At 64.6% G+C, this 19,906-nt stretch carries 18 protein-coding genes; 8 read left to right on the plus strand and 10 right to left on the minus strand.

What is annotated here, in order from left to right; genetic code table 11:
- Window positions 1-21: 21 nt before the first annotated feature.
- The 3 genes from purB (at window position 22) to Mal64_RS14105 (ending at window position 2,107) form a co-directional block, all read left to right on the plus strand.
- Window positions 22-1,449: an adenylosuccinate lyase gene (gene purB / locus Mal64_RS14095; protein WP_146401345.1), complete on the plus strand. Its 1,428-nt coding sequence runs from the start codon at window positions 22-24 to the stop codon at window positions 1,447-1,449.
- Between the two features lie 65 nt (window positions 1,450-1,514).
- On the plus strand, window positions 1,515-1,787 hold the full coding sequence (locus Mal64_RS14100; RefSeq protein ID WP_146401347.1) for a ribbon-helix-helix domain-containing protein: 273 nt from the start codon (window positions 1,515-1,517) through the stop codon (window positions 1,785-1,787).
- The gene (locus Mal64_RS14105) at window positions 1,784-2,107 is read left to right on the plus strand and encodes a type II toxin-antitoxin system RelE/ParE family toxin (RefSeq protein WP_146401349.1); all 324 of its coding nucleotides are present in this window, start codon (window positions 1,784-1,786) and stop codon (window positions 2,105-2,107) included. Before Mal64_RS14100 ends, Mal64_RS14105 begins: the two co-directional genes overlap by 4 nt.
- An 11-nt stretch (window positions 2,108-2,118) precedes the next feature.
- Here Mal64_RS14105 and Mal64_RS14110 read toward each other — a convergent pair whose 3' ends face one another.
- Both Mal64_RS14110 and Mal64_RS14115 read right to left on the minus strand, forming a co-directional pair.
- The gene (locus Mal64_RS14110; RefSeq protein WP_146401351.1) at window positions 2,119-2,634 is read right to left on the minus strand and encodes a Fur family transcriptional regulator; all 516 of its coding nucleotides are present in this window, start codon (window positions 2,632-2,634) and stop codon (window positions 2,119-2,121) included.
- A gap of 162 nt (window positions 2,635-2,796) precedes the next feature.
- Window positions 2,797-3,075, minus strand: coding sequence for a flagellar biosynthesis anti-sigma factor FlgM (locus Mal64_RS14115; RefSeq protein WP_146401352.1), 279 nt, complete (start codon window positions 3,073-3,075; stop codon window positions 2,797-2,799).
- An 846-nt stretch (window positions 3,076-3,921) separates the two neighbouring features.
- Between Mal64_RS14115 and Mal64_RS14120 the strand changes: the two genes are divergently transcribed.
- Complete coding sequence (locus Mal64_RS14120; protein ID WP_146401354.1) at window positions 3,922-4,113, plus strand: hypothetical protein; 192 nt, start codon at window positions 3,922-3,924, stop codon at window positions 4,111-4,113.
- 219 nt (window positions 4,114-4,332) lie between these two features.
- On the plus strand, window positions 4,333-5,262 hold the full coding sequence (ispH, locus tag Mal64_RS14125) for a 4-hydroxy-3-methylbut-2-enyl diphosphate reductase (RefSeq protein WP_146401356.1): 930 nt from the start codon (window positions 4,333-4,335) through the stop codon (window positions 5,260-5,262).
- Window positions 5,263-5,432: 170 nt separating this feature from the next.
- Here ispH and Mal64_RS14130 read toward each other — a convergent pair whose 3' ends face one another.
- From Mal64_RS14130 to Mal64_RS14145, 4 genes are all read right to left on the minus strand, one after another.
- Complete coding sequence (locus Mal64_RS14130; protein WP_146401358.1) at window positions 5,433-6,161, minus strand: hypothetical protein; 729 nt, start codon at window positions 6,159-6,161, stop codon at window positions 5,433-5,435.
- A 26-nt stretch (window positions 6,162-6,187) separates the two neighbouring features.
- A complete protein-coding gene (locus tag Mal64_RS14135; RefSeq protein WP_146401360.1) occupies window positions 6,188-7,003 on the minus strand; it encodes an ABC transporter permease in 816 nt (271 codons plus the stop codon).
- A 36-nt stretch (window positions 7,004-7,039) separates the two neighbouring features.
- The gene (locus Mal64_RS14140) at window positions 7,040-7,879 is read right to left on the minus strand and encodes an ABC transporter permease (RefSeq protein ID WP_146401362.1); all 840 of its coding nucleotides are present in this window, start codon (window positions 7,877-7,879) and stop codon (window positions 7,040-7,042) included.
- 197 nt (window positions 7,880-8,076) lie between these two features.
- Window positions 8,077-9,120, minus strand: a complete 1,044-nt coding sequence (locus tag Mal64_RS14145; protein ID WP_146401364.1) for an ABC transporter ATP-binding protein — start codon at window positions 9,118-9,120, stop codon at window positions 8,077-8,079.
- Window positions 9,121-9,466: 346 nt separating this feature from the next.
- Here Mal64_RS14145 and Mal64_RS14150 point away from each other — a divergent pair, with 346 nt between their 5' ends.
- The 3 genes from Mal64_RS14150 (at window position 9,467) to Mal64_RS14160 (ending at window position 12,208) form a co-directional block, all read left to right on the plus strand.
- Window positions 9,467-9,685 (plus strand): hypothetical protein, encoded by a 219-nt coding sequence (locus Mal64_RS14150; RefSeq protein WP_146401366.1) that lies wholly within the window; start codon window positions 9,467-9,469, stop codon window positions 9,683-9,685.
- A 67-nt stretch (window positions 9,686-9,752) separates the two neighbouring features.
- The gene (locus Mal64_RS14155; protein WP_146401368.1) at window positions 9,753-10,583 is read left to right on the plus strand and encodes a rhomboid family intramembrane serine protease; all 831 of its coding nucleotides are present in this window, start codon (window positions 9,753-9,755) and stop codon (window positions 10,581-10,583) included.
- A 269-nt stretch (window positions 10,584-10,852) separates the two neighbouring features.
- Complete coding sequence (locus tag Mal64_RS14160; RefSeq protein WP_146401370.1) at window positions 10,853-12,208, plus strand: BBP7 family outer membrane beta-barrel protein; 1,356 nt, start codon at window positions 10,853-10,855, stop codon at window positions 12,206-12,208.
- An 11-nt stretch (window positions 12,209-12,219) separates the two neighbouring features.
- On the opposite strand, the gene Mal64_RS14165 is transcribed toward Mal64_RS14160, so the two are convergent.
- From Mal64_RS14165 to secA, 4 genes are all read right to left on the minus strand, one after another.
- Entirely contained in the window at window positions 12,220-12,765 is a 546-nt protein-coding gene (locus tag Mal64_RS14165) for an SdrD B-like domain-containing protein (RefSeq protein WP_197525771.1), read from the minus strand.
- A 444-nt stretch (window positions 12,766-13,209) separates the two neighbouring features.
- Window positions 13,210-14,547, minus strand: a complete 1,338-nt coding sequence (locus Mal64_RS14170) for a 3-deoxy-D-manno-octulosonic acid transferase (protein ID WP_197525772.1) — start codon at window positions 14,545-14,547, stop codon at window positions 13,210-13,212.
- A 555-nt stretch (window positions 14,548-15,102) separates the two neighbouring features.
- Window positions 15,103-15,468 (minus strand): hypothetical protein, encoded by a 366-nt coding sequence (locus tag Mal64_RS14175; RefSeq protein ID WP_146401374.1) that lies wholly within the window; start codon window positions 15,466-15,468, stop codon window positions 15,103-15,105.
- A gap of 157 nt (window positions 15,469-15,625) precedes the next feature.
- A complete protein-coding gene (secA, locus tag Mal64_RS14180) occupies window positions 15,626-19,309 on the minus strand; it encodes a preprotein translocase subunit SecA (RefSeq protein WP_146401376.1) in 3,684 nt (1,227 codons plus the stop codon).
- Window positions 19,310-19,906: the final 597 nt, after the last annotated feature.

The following is a 19,906-nucleotide window of genomic DNA, read 5'->3' on the forward strand; positions in this document are numbered from 1 at the left end:
CTTAAAAACCGAGCTTGATCCATGAGTCACGACACCTACGACAATCCCCTGATCAGCCGCTACGCGTCGCGTGAGATGGCCCGGCTGTGGGGCGCCCAGAAAAAATTCTCCACCTGGCGGCGGCTGTGGGTCGCGCTCGCCGAGAGCGAGGCGGAGCTCGGGCTGCCGATCACCGCCGCGCAGATCGACGAGCTGAAGGCGCACGTCGACGACATCGATTTCGACGCCGCTGCGTCTTACGAGAAAAAACTGCGCCACGACGTGATGGCCCACGTCCACACGTACGGCGACGCCTGCCCCGGCGCCAAGGCGATCATCCACTTGGGCGCCACCAGCAACTTCGTGGTCGACAACGCCGACGCAATCCTCTTGCGTGAATCGCTCGAACTCGTGCGCCGGCGGTTGGTTTCGGTCATCGCGGCCTTGGCCGACTTCGCCAAGCAGCACCGGGCGCTGCCCACCTTGGGCTTCACCCACTTGCAGCCGGCGCAGCCGACCACCGTCGGCAAGCGCGCCACGCTGTGGTGCTACGACCTGGTGCTCGACCTCCAGGAGATCGAGCACCGCCTCACCGTGCTCAAGGCGCGCAGCGTCAAAGGGACGACCGGCACGCAGGCGAGCTTCCTTGAGCTCTTCGAAGGCGATCACGCCAAGTGCCGCGAGCTCGAGCGCCGTGTCGCCGAGAAGATGGGCTTTACAGATTCTTACGCCGTCACCGGCCAAACCTACCCGCGGAAGGTCGACGCCCAGGTGCTCGAGTGCCTGGGGGGTGTGGCGGCCAGCGCCCACAAGGCGACCAGCGACCTGCGTCTGCTGGCCAATCGCAAGGAGATCGAGGAGCCGTTCGAGGCGAGCCAGATCGGATCCTCGGCCATGCCCTACAAACGCAATCCGATGCGCAGCGAGCGGATCGGCGGCATCGCCCGGTTCGTCATGAGCCTCTCGCAGAACGGCGCCGCCACGCACGCCACGCAGTGGATGGAGCGCACGCTCGACGACTCGGCCAACCGCCGGCTGTCGCTGCCGCAGGCCTTCCTCGGCGTCGACGCCGTGCTGGTGATCTACGAGAACGTCGCCCGCGGCATGGTCGTTTACCCGAAGGTGGTCGAGCGCCACCTCGCCGAGGAGCTGCCGTTTATGATCACCGAGAACGTGCTGATGGAGGCCGTGAAAGCGGGCGGCGACCGCCAGGAGCTTCACGAGCTGATCCGCCAGCACAGCCAGGCCGCCGGCGCCGTGGTCAAGCAAGAAGGCAAGCCGAACGACCTGCTCAGCCGCCTGCGCGGCGACAAGGCGTTCGCGGCGGTCGATCTTTCAGAGATCGCCGACCCGTCGAAACTCGTCGGCCGCTCTCCGGAGCAGGTCGACGAGTTCCTTGCCGAGGTGGTGGGTCCGATTCTAGGCCGCCTGGGCGGCGACCGGGCGGAGCAGGAAGAGCTGCGGGTTTGAGCCCTTCATGCTGGCGTTTCTCTCTGATTTTGACTCCGCCGAGAGGATTGAGGTAAAATCGAGGCATGATCGAGCTCACCCCCGCCCAGCAGGCGTTCGTCGAATCGCAAGTCGCCCGTGGCTTCTACCACGACCCTTCGGAGGTCGTGCAGGCCGGGATCGAGCTGCTGAGCCAACAGGCGGAGCAGCGCGAGTACGACGAGACCGTGGCGAGCGTCAAACGCGGCATCGAAGATCATGAGGCGGGCCGATCTCTCCCAGTGGCAGAGGCGTTCGCGCTGATCCGTCACGAACTCGGCATGCCTGAGGAGCCCACGGACCGATCGACTAAACCGTGAGGTTTCGGGTCGATATCAAGCAGGAAGCATGGACCAACGCCAAGGAACAGGCGCGGTGGTGGGCCGAGCACCGGTCTGCCGAACAAGCCGCTCGTTGGCTTGAGGGACTCCAATGGACTATCGATTCACTACGGACTGACGCATTGCTTCACCCGATCGCGCGTGAAGCGGAATCTTTCCCCTACGGATTGCGCCAACTGAACTACGGGCTGGGAAGCAAAGCGACCCACCGGATTCTCTATCAAGTGCGTGACGAGAAGGTGCTGGTGCTGTCAGTTCGCCACTTGTCGCAACGCGATTTGGCGCCCGAAGACTTGTAGAGACTCGCCGCTCAGATCAGATCCAGCGGCGACTGCCGCCGGTGGCGCTTGCCCGCGCAGTCCTGGCACACGCCGCTGACGATCAGCCGGTGGCCGGTCACCCGGAACTGGTGCTCGCGGCCTACCGCCTCGCGCAGGGCGATGAGCTCGTCGCTGCGGAACTCGATCAGGGCGTCGCACTCGGTGCAGTGCAGGTGGTCGTGCTGAGGGTAGCCGTAGTCGTGCTCGTAAACGGCCCGGCCGCCGAGCGTCATCTTTCTCAGCAGCCCCGCCTCGACCAGCTCGTCGAGCGCCCGATAGACCGTGGCCCGGCTTACCTTGGCGCCCTCGGTCGACTTGCCGAGCAGGCCGATGAGCTCATCGGCGTCGAAGTGGTCGTGACGCTCGAACACCGTGTCGACCAACACACGGCGCTGCTGCGTGGTGCGTTTGCCCTTGCTCTGCAGGTACTCGTCAAACCGCTCCTGCGGCGACGACGACACCCGCACCTCGCCCAGGGCGAACGTGTTGGAGTCGTCTTGCAGCATGGGCTCGGCCGGGGCATGAGTGTCGATAGAGAGAGCGGCAGACGCCGCGACCCTCGATTATAAGGCAGCCCCAGGCGGACGACAAACATACGCCTAAAACGTGTCTCTCGCGCGGGTTCCGGCTAGCGGAACGCGGGATGGCCGGCGACTCGGGTGCGGCGATCAGCCGATCTGGTCGATCAGCCGGTCGAGGGCGCCGTCGAGCTTGTCGGCGGTTTCGTACGTGCCCGAGGCGATCTCGCCACGCAGGCGGGCCACCAGGTCGGTCCGGATGCCGTCGGCGCCGGGCGCCTCGTTGGCCGCGGCGGCGGCCTGGGCCTCGGGCGAGATTTCAACCCGGTCGGCCTGCTTAGCGGGCGCGGCTTGGCTGGGCTTGTTCGAGAAGTGGGGGGCGTTCACCCCGTGCGCGCCATGGGCGCGGGCCGGTCCGTTGACTTGCATCGTGTCGCTTTCCTCTCGGGCGCCGCGAGTCGCGTGGTGCGCTGCCCCGCGTGACGGGGTCGCTCGGCGGCGTTGACGTGGGTGTGGTGGCTGGGGGCCCTAACGGGCCAGTAACCGAACGGGGTCGTGCGCCGCAAAGCCCCTCGGGAGCTCCCACGGCACACACCGACTCCGGTCAGTTCCTTCCAACCGTCGCCGCGACGAGCGATCCGAATCCTTCCCCCGGCGGGGGTCCGATCCGGCGACGCTCGACTCGACGTCTTTCCATAGCAGCGGCCGCAAACCGAACGGGCGACCGACTCGACGAGTCTGCCCCTATCTTCGGGCCCTTCGGGACGCGAGCCCCAACGAACTTGCCCATGGGGCGATCGTCGCTAACGAACCCGATCTGACGGCGAGGCTCGGTTTGCGGCGCACGCCCGGTTTACCGCGCACACGGATGATAGGCGGTGGCGTTGCGCCCACGCAACGCCGGATGCCGACCCGGTGTTGCCCCCGGGCAACACCGCGACCCGCTGAGCCGGGCGAAAACGCCACCATGAGGCGAAAAAGCGTCGGGCAGCGGCGATTCGGCCATCGCTGGACAGTTTTTTGTTGTCCCCCGCGGGGCGCCGATCTCGCAGAGCCCCCTAGAAAAAGTGCTATCAACGCCGCCATTTGGCGCGGCTGTGCCGGATCCGCCACCCCTCAGGCCGTGAACCGCGAACGATGGCTCAATGTCCTGCGTATTACTAGCACTCGGGTCAAGCTGCCCAAGACCAGAGGCGCCAAGGCAGGCGGGGATGGAGCGAAAAACGAGTATCGCGCATCGCACGCCCGCCTCACCCGAGAAAGAGGAACACCCCCATGCCCGCCCAATCAGCCATCGTCGCGGTCTTGATCCACGACCATTACAACGGCCAGCAGACCATCCGTCTGCCGGCCGAGGGCTTTCGTGACCTGCACCGCTCGACGAACGAGTCGCTCGCCCGCATGGTGTCCGAGCACCGGCAGCGTTACCCGCAGCGGCCCCAGCACGACCAAATGCACGGGCGGTGAGAAGCGACAGGGAAGCAGTCCTGCGAGGTTTCCGACGACCACAGGTCGTCGGCTATCGCCCCCCGCTTCGAGTGTGCGTCGCGTTGTAGGACCCACGAAAGAGGGCACTAGCCGAGGGCCTATGGCCGTCGGAAGGGCCCCGCAGCTAGGCGTCGCCGCACTCTCGACTTATCATCAGGGGGTACACTCATACCCTCTAGCTCCCCCGCCGCGCCACACATGAAGGTCCTACTGGCCAGCCCGCGCGGCTTCTGCGCGGGCGTGAACATGGCGATCCAGTCGCTCGAGCTCGCCCTGGCCGAGTTCGGCGCGCCGCTCTACGTCTATCATGAGATCGTCCACAACCGCTACGTGGTCGACAGCTTCCAGCGCCGCGGCGTCACGTTCCTCGACGACCTGGGCGAAGCGCCCGAGGGCTCGACGCTGCTGTTCTCCGCCCACGGCGTGTCGCCCGAGGTGCGTCAGGCCGCCAAGGACCGCCAGCTCCGCGCGATCGACGCCACCTGCCCGCTGGTCACTAAGGTCCACCTCGAAGCGGTCAAGTACGCCAAGGAGGGCCGCACGATCGTGCTCATCGGCCACGAGGGGCACGACGAGGTGATCGGCACGATGGGCGAGGCGCCCGAGGCGATCGTTCTGGTGGAGACTACCGACGACGTCGACCTTCTCACCCCGGCCGACCCGGCCCACATGGCGTACCTCACGCAGACGACCTTGAGCGTGGACGACACCACGCGGATCATCACTCGACTCCGAGAGCGGTTCCCCGAGATCGTCGGCCCGGTGAAGGCCGACATCTGCTACGCCACCCAAAACCGCCAGAGCGCCGTGGCCGAGCTGGCCCAAGAGGCCGACCTGACGCTGGTCCTCGGCAGCCAGAACAGCTCGAACAGCCAGCGGCTCGCCGAGCTGTCCAAGGAGCACGGCGTGCGGGCCCACCTGATCGACGGCAAGGACGACATCGACCCCGCGTGGCTTGAGGGCGTGGAGACGGTGCTCGTCACGGCCGGGGCGAGCGCCCCGGAGGTCGTGGTCGAGGCGTGCCTCGACTTTCTCTGCGAACGCTACGACGCCGTGGTCGAGCCGCGGCTCGTGGTCGAGGAGAACGTGTCGTTCCCGCTACCGCGAGAGCTGCGGGCGCTGGCGTGAAGCCTCTCAGCTGCTCACTGAGGGGTAGCTCAAGAGCTCCCGCTGAACGTAGGGGCAATGTAGTAGTCCGCTCTTGGGAACTTGGCAGTAGGTCTTCCACCTCGTATGCGACGTGAAGCCGCGCACGCGGCGGGCAGTGCTCACGGTTGTCGGCGAGTGATCATCGTTATTTACTTGTTGGCGTTGCGTAGCACGAACAGCACACGCTTTCCATCGTGTACGGGGGAAACCCAAACCAGATCTTCATCTAGGGATGGCCCCTTGTAGTAGAGTTTCCCCCGGAAACGATGTGAGTCTGTCACGATTGTCGATCCAGTCTCTACGAACTCTGTCATGTCATGAAACATAGTAAACTGCAGTGATAATGATAGCTTTCCCCATGTCTTGCGGGATTGATCCCATCCTGAAACGTTTCCACCAAATGCTCGCCCTGTAGACTGCCCAGTTGAATCTGAACTCACATCGGCGTATTCCGCACCGCTTTCTGTCGAGGGCTTAGCCCATCGATAGGCGATCTTCAGACCGCCTGAAGGCCATCTAAAATCGACTGGCTGACGAGCGGCCATGATCGACTTGGGTTGATCGAGCGCGAGTACGGAATCGATCACCTCCGGAGGGGTGATCCTCAGCTCGCAAGTTTCCAGCTTGTTCGAAAATGCGACGTGGCGAAAAACACTCTCATCGGGCTGTTTTTCGACTGGCAGATGCCCGACGGACGCGAGGTACGTCGGCTCATCCACGATGATCACGAGGCCCTCCCGCTCCACCCGGAAAGGAATAAAGTCGGTCAGCCGCGCGAAGCAGGCGGCTAGGATCGCTGTGATCAGTAAGAGGTGCCAGATCCGGAACCTGATCCGTTTAGGGCTAGACTCAGCAGGCTTCAAATCTGCATCGCTCATTCTTCGCCCCAGACTTAGTACAACGTTCAGCTGCTCGCCGAGCGGTAGCTCAAGAGCGCCCGCTGGAACACCCAGCGGCTGCCCCACAGGGCCATTGCCCCCGCCAGTAGGGCAAAAACTGCCAGGCCGGCGTACTCTGTCGTGAGCGGCTTGGCTAACAGGCGCGCCGGGACGTTGATCACCACCAAGATCGGCAGCACGTACGTGAACGCCACACGCAGCGAGTCGCCCACGACCGACCCGCCGTAGATCTCCATCGGGTATCTAGAAAAGTTCGTAATGTAGAACCAGAAGTCGTAGAGCGTTTGGTTCCGGCCGAGCCAGATACTCGTGGCCGCGAGCGTCATCATGATGCTGTACATGATCGCCACGCCCACCGCCAAGTAAAGTGGGTAGAGCAGCCAGGCGATCGGGTGCGGCGGCGGGCCCTCGACCCGCGGCAGTGCGTAGACCATCAGCCCGAGCGCCACCACCACGTTGCCCAGCGACGACCAGTTCACTTTCCTCAGCGAGACCAGGAACTGCGTGTCGACCGGCTTGAGCAGCGCGAAGTCCAAGCCGCCGGTGCGGACCAGCTCGCTCAGCTCTTGGGCGTTCGGCATGAAGCAGGCCTGCACGACGCTGTTGATCAGCATCGTCGTGGCGATGAACAGGAAGAACTGGTGCTGGTCCCAGCCGGCGATCGACGAGGTGACCTGGTAGATCAGCACGTAGAACCCCAAGTTCATGAGCATCCAGATGGTGCTGCTCACGATCTCGATCAGGAAGTTCGAGCGGAACGTCATGTCGCGGATCAGCGAGTTGCGTGCGAACGTGCCCCACAGGCGGGGGTAGAAGAGCATGCCTCTCTTCGGATTGCTGTTTGATCCCTGCACCCTTTATCCCCCAAACCCGCTGTAGCGTTTGTAACCGGCGTGCATCGCCCAGCGGGCGGTGACCATGAAGAACACCACCCAGGCGGCCTGCAGCATGAGCCCCTGCGTGAGCGCGTCGCCCTCGATCTTGCCCAAGTACACCGCCGCCGGGAAGTACGCCAGGTACTGCAGCGGCTGGTACAGCACGAACGACGAGAACGGCTCGGGCACGGCGCCCGCCAAGAGCTCCAGCGGGAACATGTGCCCCGAGAAGAAGAAGTTCATCAGCATGTAAACGAACAGCAGCGAACTGACCTCCAAGAACCAAAAGCCGATCATGCCAAGGGTCGCTTCGAGGAAGAACCCCAGCGCAAAGCCCATCACAAGCGAGGCGGCGACCGCCGCGAAGGTCGACGCCGGGGGCCACTCAGGGAAGAAGTCGCCGCACAGCCAGAAGACGAGCGCGAACGGGCCGATCGCCACGGCGTAATAGACCAGCTTGTGCGCGAGGCGGCCGAGCAGCAGGTAATGCAGCAGGTCGATCGGCTGGATCAGGAACTTCTTGATCTCGCCGCTGCGGATCTGCCCCGCGATGCCGCTGGCGAGCCCCGGCATCGAGCTGAACGCCCGGGCGACCATGGTCATCAGGAAGTAGGCGATCACGTCTTCGCGCGAGTAGCCGCTGATGCCCTTTCCCTCGGCCGACTTGTAGACGGCCGTCCACAGGAAGATCTGCGTGAGGATCGGCAGGAACCGCATCAGCGTGCCGAGCGCAAAGTCGCCCCGATAAACGAGCCGCTCCTGCATGCTGATGCGGAAGATCGTCCAGGACGAAGAGAACGGCGATTGGCTGGCGGCGGGCATAGTCTTTTTGTTTTCACCACGGAGAGCACAGAGGAAGAAAAGAATGGGACGCGGATCAACGCGGATCGAGCGGATTTACGAGGATAAAGGCTTGGGTTTGATCCGCGTCAATCCGCCTAATCCGCGTGAATCCGCGTCCTATTCTTCACTTCTTTTTCTTTCTCTGTGTGCTCTGTGTCCTCTGTGGTAAATCTCGCTTAGGTAGCGGCGGCGTGGTCCATTTGGTCGGCCTCTTCGCCGGCGTGGGCGAACATCTCGGCGATCACTTCTTCCAAGGGCGGGTCCTCGACGCTCACGTCTTCGATCGCGTAGCTCGAGAGCACGCTCGACAGCACGCCCGCGATCGTGTCGCGCGGGACTTTGATCCGCACCCTGGGGGGCTCGACCTCGAGCACCTCGCCGTAGCGGTCCAAATCCGATGGCGCCCGATCGGCGAACAGCAGGGTGAGCACTTTGTGGCCGCTGAAACGGTCGACGATCCCGGCGAGCGAGCCGTCGTACACGATGCGTCCCTGGGCGATGATCACCACCCGCCGGCAGAGCGCGGCGATGTCTTTCATGTAGTGGCTGGTGAGCATCACCGTGATGCGCCGCTCTTCTTGGTAGTGCTTCAGGAACCCTTGGATCTTGTGCTGCGCGACCACGTCCAAGCCGATCGTCGGCTCGTCGAGGAACAGCACCTCGGGCGAGTGCAGCAGCGCGGCGATCAACTCCATCTTCATCCGCTCGCCGAGCGACAGCTCCCTGACCGGCTGGTTCAGCAGCCGGGTGACGTCGAGCATGTCGGTCAGCTCGTCGCGGGTGCGGTCGAACTTCGTCGGCTCGATGCGGTAGATCTGCTGGTGCAGGCGGAACGACTCGGCGGCCGGCAGGTCCCACCAGAGCTGGTTCTTCTGGCCCATCACCAGGGCGAAGCGGCGGCGGTATTCGTTGGCCCGCTCCCAGGGCGTGAAGCCCATGACCGAGGCCTCGCCCGCCGTGGGGCTGATGACGCCCGACAGGAGCTTGAGCGTCGTGGTTTTGCCGGCGCCGTTGGGGCCGAGGAACGCCACAAACTCGCCGCGGGCGACCTCCAGGTCGATCCCTTTGACGGCGTGGACCTCGCGGAACTCGCGGTGGAACAGCCCCCGGATCGAGGCCCCCAGGCCCTCCTGCTTCTGGTAAACGCGGTACGACTTCCGGAGGCCTTGGATGCGGACAACGGGGTCGGTGCTCGTGGCTTCAGACGCGGGGCTGCTCATAGTCCTGAGATTATAGGGAGCTGGGGGGCCGAAGAATAGAACGTGCATTCAATAATTCGTGGACATCGACCCTCCAGTGGATTCGGCGCACCCGCTGCGGTCAATCGTCTCCTCGACTTCCGAAAGGAGAACCGCCAAGACGCCAAGCGCTTCTTGATCAAATTCACAGCACTGATGGAATGACCTCCGCCGATCTCGTTGATCCCATAGATCCTGTCAGATTTTCTTCTTGGCGTCCTTGGCGTCTTGGCGGTTCCCCTCCCCCAACCACGCTTCCCCTTCCGGGAAATGACGCGATTGAGTACGCTGCTGATTGCGAAACGGACACCCTAGAACCCCCCATTCCTTGCCGAGGCCCGCCGTGCTGCCGAGCATCAAGGTTACGTTGCCTATCATCATGGTCTTGTGGTGCGTCGGCGGCGTGATGGCGTTGGGGCCGGAGATATTGGCCTACCCGGTGCTGTGGGCCGCCGTGGCCGGGCTGTTCTTGCTGGTCGATATGCTTTTGGGAGGCCCGCGCGTCTCCAACAGCTCTTCCGGCAGCAGCGGATCGAAGGGCGAGTGACCCTCTTCGGCCTGGTTTTCTCTACGAGGACCGTCCCCTCGGGACGCATCAACACGCGGCGCGTCGGATGAAACTGCTCGACCGACTCGAACGCCGCTTCGGCCGCTACGCCGTGCCGAACCTGACTCTGCTGCTCATCGTCGGTCAGGTGGTGGTCTACTTCGCGCAGCTGATGCTGCCGCGTGGCGGCGATGTGTTCCTCAAGTTTGCGCTCTTCCCGGAGCTGGTTCTCGAAGGGCAGGTGTGGCGGCTGGTCACGTTCCTGTTCATCCCCCCCGCCGCCGGGGCGTTCCCGATCTTTGTGATCTTCTTCTGGCTCATCTACTACATGATGGGCACGGCGCTCGAGACCACGTGGGGCGACTTCCGCTACGGGGTCTTCCTGGCGATCGGCTACCTTGCGAGCATCGCCGCGGCGTTCTTGGTCGAGGCCTTCACGCCGGGCGGCGGCGCCGTCGTGGGAGACTACCTTTACGGCAGCGTGTTCCTGGCGTTCGCGAGGCTCTACCCCGACTTCGAGATCATGCTGTTCTTCGTGCTGCCGGTGAAGGTGAAGTGGTTCGCCCGCCTCACCTGGCTGCTGTACGCCTACCAGCTGCTCTTCTCGCAGACGTGGGTCGAGCGGCTGCTGATCGTCGCGGCGGTGCTGAACTTCCTGCTGTTCTTCGGTGGCGAAATCTGGCGTGACGCGAAGCAAGGGCACAAGCGGATGCGGCGGCAGTCGAAGCAACTGAAGACCAAGGGCCCGACGAAGCTCGCCCACGAGTGCCGCGTTTGCGGGCTCACCAGCGACATGGCCCCCAAGACCTCGTTCCGCTACTGCTCGCAATGCGAGGGGCAACAATGCTACTGCCCAGACCACATCCGCGACCACGAGCACGTGACGTCGGAGCAGTAAAGCGACGGTGAATCGCATCCGCCCGCTTGGTGACCGCGTGGCTCGGCAGGATCGCGTCTTCGATCGGTTGCTAGCGGGCCCTCATAGGCAAGCAGTCTCCAGGCGCCAGCACGACGGTGGTGATGATCAGAGAAATTGTTCCGCCCGCCTCATGACGCGTCGCCCCGCGGGTCGATGACGAACATTACGCCGCCCGTTTCGCTTAATTGAGTGCGGGCTGTGCGCGCCGCCGGGGGGAATCGGCGGCTCTTGGGGAGGGGGGATCTCTGATGACACGCCACGATGGCGGTCGGCTGCGCCGACGCGCCCGCATTGTTCTGTGCACACTCGTCGCCGTTCTCGCCGCGGCGTTGGCTCCCGGCAACGGAGCTCTGGCTGAAGACTTTGTCGTCGCCGGCCCGCTGGTCGACTACCGAGCCGCAGGCACGGCGATTGCCGTCGACGAGCCGCAAGGCGATTTCGTTTCGCACTCCGCCTACTCGGGCGGCGCGACATGCCCCTGCGGGTGCGGCGGCTGCTGCGGGGGCGAGAGCTTTTGGCTGCGGGCCGAAACGCTGTTGTGGCGTCTCAGCGGGCAAGACTTGCCGCCGCTCGTGACGGCCAGCCCGACCGGCACGCCCCTCCCGGGCGCCGGGGTGCTGGGCGATCCCTCGACCTCGATCCTCTACGGCGGCGATACCGCCGGCGACGGCTGGCGGAGCGGCGTCCGGCTGAGTGCGGGCGTGTGGCTCGACAGCTGCGAGACGTTCGCCCTGGTGGGCGACTACTTCCACCTCGGCCAAGACGGCGACGATTTTAGCCAAGGGGTCGACGGCGACCTGATCGTGACCCGACCGTTCTTCAACACTCAGACCAACACGCAAGACGTGCAGCTGATCTCGCAGCTCAACGAGCTGGATGGAGACGTTCGGGTCGAGTCGTTCGAAGAACTCCAGGGCGCATCGATCGGCTTGCAGCAATGCCTGAAGCGTTGCTGCGACCCGTGCGGCAGAGGCCCGTCGTGGCGGATCGATCTGGTGAGCGGCTACCGCCACTACGAGCACAACTCGCGCTTGGCGATCTACGAGGACCTGCTGGTGCTGCCGGGCACCACGCAGCCGCTGGTGCCCGGCACCACGATCGAGCTCCGCGATCAGTTCGACGCCCGCAACGAGTTCCACGGCGGCGAGTTTGGCCTGAAGACACGCGTCGAGCGCAACGGCTGGCTGTTCGAGAGCCTGCTCAAGGTGGCGGTCGGTCGCCACCGCCGCACCGTCGACGTCGACGGCTCGACGCTCAACACCGTGCCCGGCGCCGGCGCCTTCCTTTTCGACGGCGGGTTGCTCACGTCAACGGCCACCAACATCGGCTCCTACCAAGACACCCGCACCGCCGTGATCCCCGAGCTGCGGCTCTCGCTGGCGCATCGCCTGACCCAGCGTCTCACCGGGCGTGTCGGCTACAGCCTGATCGTGTGGGACGAGGTGGCGCTAGCCGCCGATCACTTGCCGCCCGGCCTGGCGGTCGACCCGAGGAACCTGCCCCCGGTGGCCGCGGGCGGTGGGCCCGACCCCGCGTTTCCCGGCATCCAGGGGAGCACGCTGCTGGCCCACGGCCTCGACTTCGGCCTCGAACTGAACTACTGAGTCGAGCCGCCTCAGCGAGAGCGACGCTTGGAAGCGATCCCCGCGAACGCGCAAAGCAAGAGAGCCGCGGCGCCCGGCTCGGGGACAAAAGACGGCCGGTCGGCCGTGCCGAGCAGGTAACGCTTCGACACGTACCACGGCAACAGGCCGCGTTCGCCGAAGTTGTAATAGTCGCCCACCACAGAGTCGATCAGCTCGATCTGCTCGAACGCGTCGTTCAGCACCACACCGGGAGAAACGCCCGCGAGCACCGGCGCCCCGGCGTGGGTGTAGATCGTGCCGAGCGTGTCGAGACCGTCGACGTACTCGACCGGTTGCGACTGCCGCAGCGAATAGGTCCCCGCCTCCAAGCCGGTGAACGTGTAGCGTCCCTGCTGGTCGGTCAGCGCCGTGGCAAGCAACTGCTCGCCCGCGCCGGTCTGCGTGTAGAGGCCGACCTCGACCTGGTCGATCACCCACTCGGGCTGGGGGTCGCCCATGAAGGCGAGCTGGCCGTCGTTGTTCGTGTCGACGTAAACCCAGCCCGAAAGCTGGCTGTCGCCGGTGGATACCTGCACAGCGGTGGCGTGTGAACTGCTCAGTACGAGCGAAGCGATCCCTGCAAAGACAACACGCAACCGCCCAGAGGGGCGGAGCGAATTCATGTGTAGCGGCGCCTAAAGTGTCGTTGGTGTCGGTTCAATGTGGGTGTGCAACTAGCGCGCAGCTCCGCCCGATTCGCCGCAGGTGCGTTCCTCGCACCGGGCATTCGCAGAGCTGAGAGCCGCGGCATGCGAGCCGCCGGGTGGCGGACCGCCGCTAACGGCGAGAGGGGGCTTTACCCCGGCTTGCGGCAAGGGAGCGGCTGAAAAATCGCGCTCCGAGCGGCAACCAGCCGCCTACACCCCACGGTAATCACGACCGCGGTACACGCCAGTAAAATGTAACGGTTGGGCTAGATTGGCATGCACTGAATTGCAAACACATGCCTCTTCCCAGAATAACGCACCCCAGAACGCAACTCAGGCCGCGCTCGTGAGCCGTTGCGTTTGGGTGCGATCTGCGGCGAGCCCCTCGATCAGCTCGATCGTGCGAGCCGTGGCCCCGAGCTGCGAGGCGACGAACCTCTGGGCCCGCTCCCCAAGCGCCGCCGCCTCGGCGGGGTGCTCAAGGCACTCCCTCACGAAGGCTTGTAGCTGATCGGGGTCGGCCGCCACGCGTGCGCCGTCGGCGCCGAGAAGCTGTGCGACAATGTCGCGGAAGTTCCGCGTGTTGGGGCCAAACGTGGTCGCCACCCCGTAGGCGGCCGGCTCGATCATGTTCTGCCCGCCGCGGTCGCCGAAGCTGCCGCCCACAAACCCGACCGAGGCGGCCCCCCACCACGCGCCGAGTTCGCCAACCGAGTCGACCAAAACCACCCGCTCCGCGGGCCGGCTCGAAGACCCGACGAGCGCCGTGCGCCGGGTCCAACCCACGCCGCTCTGGTCGAGGAGCTTGGCGACCTCGTCAAAACGCTCGGGGTGGCGCGGCACGAGAACCAGCTTCAGCCGCGGGAACCGCTCTTGAAGCCGCTGGAACACGCCGAGGCAGATCTCCTCCTCGGGCGCCTGGGTGCTGCCGGCGAGCCAGACGGTGTCGCTCTCCGTGAAGCCGGCCAAGGCGGCGAGCTCACGGGTGCGTGGGTTCTGGCGGTCGGTCGCGGCGCCGTCGTACTTGAGGCTGCCGGTCACCACCACTCGCTCGGCCGGCGCCCCGAGCGCTGTGAAACGTCTCGCCGTGGCGCCGTCTTGGGCGGCGATCAGGTCGATCCGCCCGAGCACGCCGGCGACGAGCCGCTTCGCCCGACGGTAGCCGCCGTAGCTGTTCTCGCTGAGGCGGCCGTTGGCGATCGCGACCCGGGCGCCGTGCGACTTGGCCGCGGCGATCAGGTTCGGCCACAGCTCCAACTCGGCGAGCACCAGCAGGTCGGGCCGCACGCGCCGCATCGCGTTGCTCACGGCCCAGCTGAAGTCGAGCGGGCAGTAAAAAACGGTGCGGTCAGCGTATTTCTTATTCGCGAGTTCGTAGCCGGTCTTGGTCGTGGTCGAGACGACGATCTCCCATTCGGGCCGCCGCCGCTCGAACTCGGCGATCAGCCCGGCGAGCAGGTTCACCTCGCCAACGCTCACCGCGTGCAACCACAGGCAGGGCCGGTCGCCCTCACGCCGCGGGGCCCTGCCGAGCAGTTTCTCGGCGAAGCCCTCGCGGTACTTGTTCTTGCGCAGCGCGCTCCACAAGATCGCCGGCGAAGCGATTAGAAGCAGCGCCAGGTAGAGGGCGTTGAACGAGTATGAAAGCGGTTTAGAGATTGGAATTTGCACCGATTCTTCGACGGATCATTTGGCCGTGGATGAGCTAAGACCATCCTCCGCGACGTCCGTGCTGTAACGATCGCCGAGAGAGACCTCGCTTGGGCCCTGGCTCTCGAGCCACTCGGCGTCAAACTCCGATTGAACGTCCGTTTCAACTACCGGTGTTGCATAACGGTCTCGTCCTGAACGCTCAAGATTCTTCTCGGCAAGATAATTCGCTGCTAACCTACTCCCCTCTCGCAAGTAGCTCCTCTGGAGCACTTCATCCGAGGTCTCGATGTAGGGGATTTTATATCGAGGGGTCGTGGGCTGAGTATTCGTCGCCGGCGCCCTTGCGGCCAACTCCAAGCCTCGGCTGTAGATATCCATAGTAACGACGATCAACTCAGCCACGATCCAAACGACAACCAGTGCCGGGATTGCTTTCTTGCACTGTTCCAAGGTGAACGACATCTTCGCAATCTAAGCGGATGAGATGACAAGACGCCTCTGCGTCCTCACGAGAGTGGGATAACAGAAACGCATAAAGTGAAGAAGATCGGCATTTGCGTTTGCTAGCACGCCTCAGTTGATCGCCGCACTTCCTGCGAACCGCTGCCGCATCTGGATCGCGTCGATCATCATGGCGCGGTACACGCTTGACCCTGTGTCGATCTCTGAATCGGCCGGGAAATGGAAATCGAGAAAGAACCGCTTTGTCGAGTTGCTCGCCAGACTCTCCCGCAGTTGGTCCATGGCTGCTTCGACGCGTGGTGCGATTGCGGGCTCGGCAATCGTTGCCCCGACGAGGGCAGAATCGATTCTGGCTTCGAGAAGCCGCTGCTCCAGCTTCGCGACCTGCCGATGCAAAGCGCCCACCCACAGACCCAAGCCGACGACGAGCGACGCGATGGCTAAGCACAGCCACATCCGTGCAATGTTCGATCGCATTGAAGACCTCCGTGTCTTTTGGGAATGACGGGTCGCTCGGTTGAGGGCGACGGATCGTTGGTCAATATGGACGCACCATTGGATTTGAAGCCACTCTCACATGCTTCATAGGCCGTCGGCTATGTCCTTAGCCCCTGATTCCTAGCCCCTCAAACCCTTATCCCCCGGTCCGCATGCAGCACTGCTTGTACTTCTTGCCGCTGCCGCAGGGGCAGGGGTCGTTCCTGCCGACCTTGGGGGCCGTGTTGCGGATCGGGTCGACCTTCTGGTCCGTGCCGGCGCGATCGGCGGCGTCGAGGCCCGCCTGCTGCTCCTTGGCCATCTCGGTGGCGCTGGCGGCGGTCTCGTGCTTGGCCTCGCTCTCGACCCAGGTGCTGCCGACGAAGTTCTCGTCGAGCTGCTCCATGCGGAAGATCAGGTCCGTGGCGTAGGCGCCGACCGAGTCCCACATGCGTTCGAACATCCGCATGCCCTCGCGCTTGTACTCCACCTTGGGGTCGACTTGGGCGTAGCCCCGCAGGCCGACGCTCGACCGCAAGTGGTCCATCGCCAGCAGGTGCTCTTTCCAGGCCTGGTCGAGGATCTGCAAGAGCAGCGAGCGCTCCATGCGACGCATCTCGGGGCGGTAACGGTCTTCGACCGCCTGCGACACTTTGCGCTGCGCCTCTTCTTGCGTGAGCTGCGCCAGGTCGTCGGTCGAGATCTCGGCGCCGGTTTGGCTTTTGATCCAATCGGCGAGCCCGTCGAGCTTGCCGTTCATGCCGGCGGCGACGCCCAGCGTCGCGCCCTTTTGGGGGCCGCCCTGGAAGATCTTGTCGACCTGCTCACGGGCCTCGACGGAGAGCTGGTTCGCCTTGGCGATGCCCTTGGCGCTGTGGGCAACGAGCGTCTGACGGATCTCTTCGCGTTGCTTGCTCTTGAGCTCGTCGGGGGTGAGCCCATCGCCGAAGCGGCGGCTGGCCCATTCGACCAAGCCCTCGCGGTCGAGCGCCTGCTTCTTCGCGCCGTAGCGATACAGACCGGCCAGAACGGGGTACTCCGCCTCGCGGGCGTCGTAAGCGACGACCGCACGCTCGCAAGCGATCGCGATCACCGCCGGCGGGTCCTGGTCCTTCACCTCGGCCGGGTCGATCTCGACGCCAAACTTGTCGGCCAGCCAGCCGCACGCCGACTGCAGTCCGAAGTCGTGCTCCAGGAAGCGAGCGCCTTGCGACAGGTCGACCTTGGCGAGCGCCTGGTGGGCGTCTTTGATGACCGTCTCGGAGACGCCGTCGCGGCCGAGTCGCTTGAGGTCGCGGTCTCGGTAGTTGAGCCCGTAGCGGGCGTTGGTCCACTTGGCGAGCGCGCCCCAGTTCCACTCGCTCTCTTCCTCCTCGGGCAGGTTCTCTTCGACCGCGTCGAAGATCTGCGACTCGGCCATCCGCTCCGCCTCGTCGTGGGCGAGGCGCTCGGAGTCTTCGAACGACAGATTGCGAAAGTCCTTCGCGTCGAGCTCCACGCCGAGCGCGGCGCCGGCCGCCGAGGCGAACGTCTCGATGCCGTACTTCGGGTCGAGCAGCACGTTCAGCCGGTCCTCGATCTGCTCCTGGATCATCTCGAGGATCAGGTCGCGGCAGTTCACGCCGTCGAGGATCTTCTGGCGGTAGCCATAAACTCGCTTCCGCTGCTCGTCCATCACCTCGTCGTATTCGAGGAGGTTCTTGCGGATCTCGAAGTTGCGTTCCTCGACCTTCTTCTGGGCCCCCTCGATGCGGCGCGAGACCATCTTCGACTCGATCGCCTCGCCCTCTTGCATGCCGAGGCGGGTGAGCATGCCCTTGACCCAGTCGCCGGCGAAGATCCGCATCAGGTCGTCTTCGAGCGACAGGTAGAAGCGGCTCGAGCCCGGGTCGCCCTGGCGGCCGCTGCGGCCGCGGAGCTGCAAGTCGATACGCCGCGCCTCGTGGCGCTCGGTGCCGAGGATGCAGAGGCCGCCGAGCTTCTTGACCTCGGCGCCCTGTTCCTTCATGCCGTACTCTTTCTCGATCTGGTCGACGAGCAGGTCCCACTCTTCGTTGGGCACGTCGAGCCGCGAGTCGTACGTCTCCTGCAGCTTGGCCCAGGCCATCGTCTCGGGGTTGCCGCCGAGCACGATGTCGGTGCCGCGGCCGGCCATGTTGGTGGCGATCGTCACGGCGCCCAACCGGCCCGCCTGGGCGACGATCTCCGCCTCGCGCTTGTGCTGCTTGGCGTTGAGCAGCTCGTGCTTCACGCCGCGGCCGTCGAGCAGCGAGGAGAGCTTCTCGGACTTCTCGATCGAGACGGTGCCGACCAAGATCGGCCGCCCGGGCGGCTGGACGTGGGCGATCTTGTCGCGGGCGAACGTCTTGCGGTCCTTGGTCCCTTCGAGCTGCAGCTCGACCTCCGAATCGGTCTCGTTCGTCAGCTGGCCGATGAACCAATCGCCGTTCTTCATCTCGACGGTCGTGTGCTTGTGGAGCCTCTCGATCTCCTCGGCCAGGGCGACGTACTTCTCACGCTCGGTGCGGTAGATCGTGTCGGGGAACTCGATCCGTTGCATCGGCCGGTTGGTCGGCACGCCGACCACGTCGAGCTTGTAGATGCTCCAGAACTCGCCCGCCTCGGTGAGCGCGGTGCCGGTCATTCCGCTGAGCTTGTCGTACAGCTTGAAGAAGTTCTGCAGCGTGATCGTGGCGAGGGTCTGGTTCTCCTGCTTGATCGGCACCCCCTCCTTGGCCTCGACCGCTTGGTGCAGGCCGTCGGACCACTGGCGGCCCTCCATCAGGCGTCCGGTGTGGTCGTCGACGATCACCACCACGCCGTCCTGGACCACGTAGTTGACGTCACGCTTGTAGAGGTGGTGCGCCTTCAGCGCGTTGTCGATCAGGTGCGGCCACTGCATGTTGCCGGCGGTGTAAAAGCTCTCCACGCCGGCCAGCTTCTCGGCGGCGCGCACGCCTTCGTCGGTCATGTTGGCCGAGTGCTCTTTCTCCTTGACCTCGAAGTGCAGGTCCTTCTTGAGCTGGCGGGCCACCTTGTCCGCGCGCTGGTACTTCGAGATGTCGTCCTCGGCCGGGCCCGAGATGATCAGCGGCGTGCGGGCCTCGTCGATGAGGATGTTGTCCACCTCGTCGATGATCGCAAAGGTCAGCGGACCCTGCGCCTGCTGGCGTTCCTTGGGGAAACGATCGTCGTCGCGGCCGGCGATCCGCATGTTGTCGCGCAGGTAATCGAAGCCGAACTCGTTGTTCGTGCCGTACGTGATGTCGCAGGCGTAGGCCTCTTGGCGTGCGTCGGCCTCCATGCCGGAGTAGATGGCGCCGACGGTGAGCCCCATGTTGGTGAAGAGCGGGCCCATCCACTCCATGTCGCGGCGTGCGAGGTAGTCGTTCACGGTGATCACGTGAACGCTGCCCGCCAGCGCGTTGAGATAGGCCGCCAGCGTCGCGGTGAGTGTCTTGCCTTCGCCGGTGACCATCTCGGCGATGTTGCCGTCGTGCAGGATCATGCCGCCGAGCAGCTGCACGTCGTAGTGGCGCATGCCCATGAAGCGCGTGCCCGCCTCGCGGCAGACGGCGAACGCCTCGACCAGCAGGTCGTCGAGCGTCTCGCCTTGCTCCAAACGACGGCGGAACTCGGCCGTTTGGCCGCGCAACTCCTCGTCGCTCATCTCCTTGCACTTGCCGGCAAGGGCGTTGATCGCGTCGACCTTGGGCTGCTGACGCTTCAAGTAGCGGGCGTTGGCCGAGCCAAAGATGCCCGTGACAGCGCGCTCGAAGCGGCCCAACACCCCATTGATGAGGGCGCCGAGCAACTCCCAGACGCGTTCGAGGATTTCCATAGCCGTAAGCTGCGAGAGAAAGAGCTGGTTGGGAGGGGGTATGAACGGGGTAGGAAGACTCGTCGCGGGAGGGCCGCAACGAAAGGAGCTTCGGCGGTAAGCGCGGCGTTAGAAGTCGCCAACGCGCGTCCTGCCTCGACCCCTTATCCGTGACACTCGACGCCGCCGCGCCCGGGGCCGCGGTTCTTGGGCCACGATCTGCGGGGGCTAACGGCTTACGGGCCGCGGTTTCCAAGCCGCGGCCCGTAAGCCGCGGCGCCCGGTGATTCGCGCATCCGGTCCGCTCGAGCGTCTCGATCGCCCTCACGGGGAACCGACGCCGGCAAGCGTTAATTCGCGTAAACCTTTCCGGACAAAAAGTTTATAGCGTTGCGGCATAAGGGTCAAGGCGAGCGACATCGGCGCAACCTCTACGCAAATCATGACTTCCGCTCGGACGAGCCGATTGGACCACGCCTCGCCCCGAGTCACCAAAATCGCTTCTTGCAGAAGAACGCTATCACTTCCAACTGCGTCGTATGTTTGCGACGACCTTGGACTCGGCGACCGCTTGCTTCTCTACGGGGAGCCGGTTGTAGGGGTTTTGACCGTCGCCGA

The sequence above is a fragment of the Pseudobythopirellula maris genome, from assembly GCF_007859945.1.
Lineage (GTDB): Bacteria > Planctomycetota > Planctomycetia > Pirellulales > Lacipirellulaceae > Pseudobythopirellula > Pseudobythopirellula maris.

Coding starts and splice junctions, on each gene's coding strand:
- ispH (WP_146401356.1), top strand. CDS start 4,333: ATGAAGGTCCTACTGGCCAGCCCGCGCGGCTTCTGCGCGGGCGTGAAC.
- Mal64_RS14155 (WP_146401368.1), top strand. CDS start 9,753: ATGAAACTGCTCGACCGACTCGAACGCCGCTTCGGCCGCTACGCCGTG.
- Mal64_RS14175 (WP_146401374.1), bottom strand. CDS start 15,468: ATGCGATCGAACATTGCACGGATGTGGCTGTGCTTAGCCATCGCGTCG.
- purB (WP_146401345.1), top strand. CDS start 22: ATGAGTCACGACACCTACGACAATCCCCTGATCAGCCGCTACGCGTCG.
- Mal64_RS14135 (WP_146401360.1), bottom strand. CDS start 7,003: ATGCTCTTCTACCCCCGCCTGTGGGGCACGTTCGCACGCAACTCGCTG.
- Mal64_RS14100 (WP_146401347.1), top strand. CDS start 1,515: ATGATCGAGCTCACCCCCGCCCAGCAGGCGTTCGTCGAATCGCAAGTC.
- secA (WP_146401376.1), bottom strand. CDS start 19,309: ATGGAAATCCTCGAACGCGTCTGGGAGTTGCTCGGCGCCCTCATCAAT.
- Mal64_RS14110 (WP_146401351.1), bottom strand. CDS start 2,634: ATGCTGCAAGACGACTCCAACACGTTCGCCCTGGGCGAGGTGCGGGTG.
- Mal64_RS14120 (WP_146401354.1), top strand. CDS start 3,922: ATGCCCGCCCAATCAGCCATCGTCGCGGTCTTGATCCACGACCATTAC.
- Mal64_RS14130 (WP_146401358.1), bottom strand. CDS start 6,161: ATGAGCGATGCAGATTTGAAGCCTGCTGAGTCTAGCCCTAAACGGATC.
- Mal64_RS14140 (WP_146401362.1), bottom strand. CDS start 7,879: ATGCCCGCCGCCAGCCAATCGCCGTTCTCTTCGTCCTGGACGATCTTC.
- Mal64_RS14145 (WP_146401364.1), bottom strand. CDS start 9,120: ATGAGCAGCCCCGCGTCTGAAGCCACGAGCACCGACCCCGTTGTCCGC.
- Mal64_RS14115 (WP_146401352.1), bottom strand. CDS start 3,075: ATGCAAGTCAACGGACCGGCCCGCGCCCATGGCGCGCACGGGGTGAAC.
- Mal64_RS14160 (WP_146401370.1), top strand. CDS start 10,853: ATGACACGCCACGATGGCGGTCGGCTGCGCCGACGCGCCCGCATTGTT.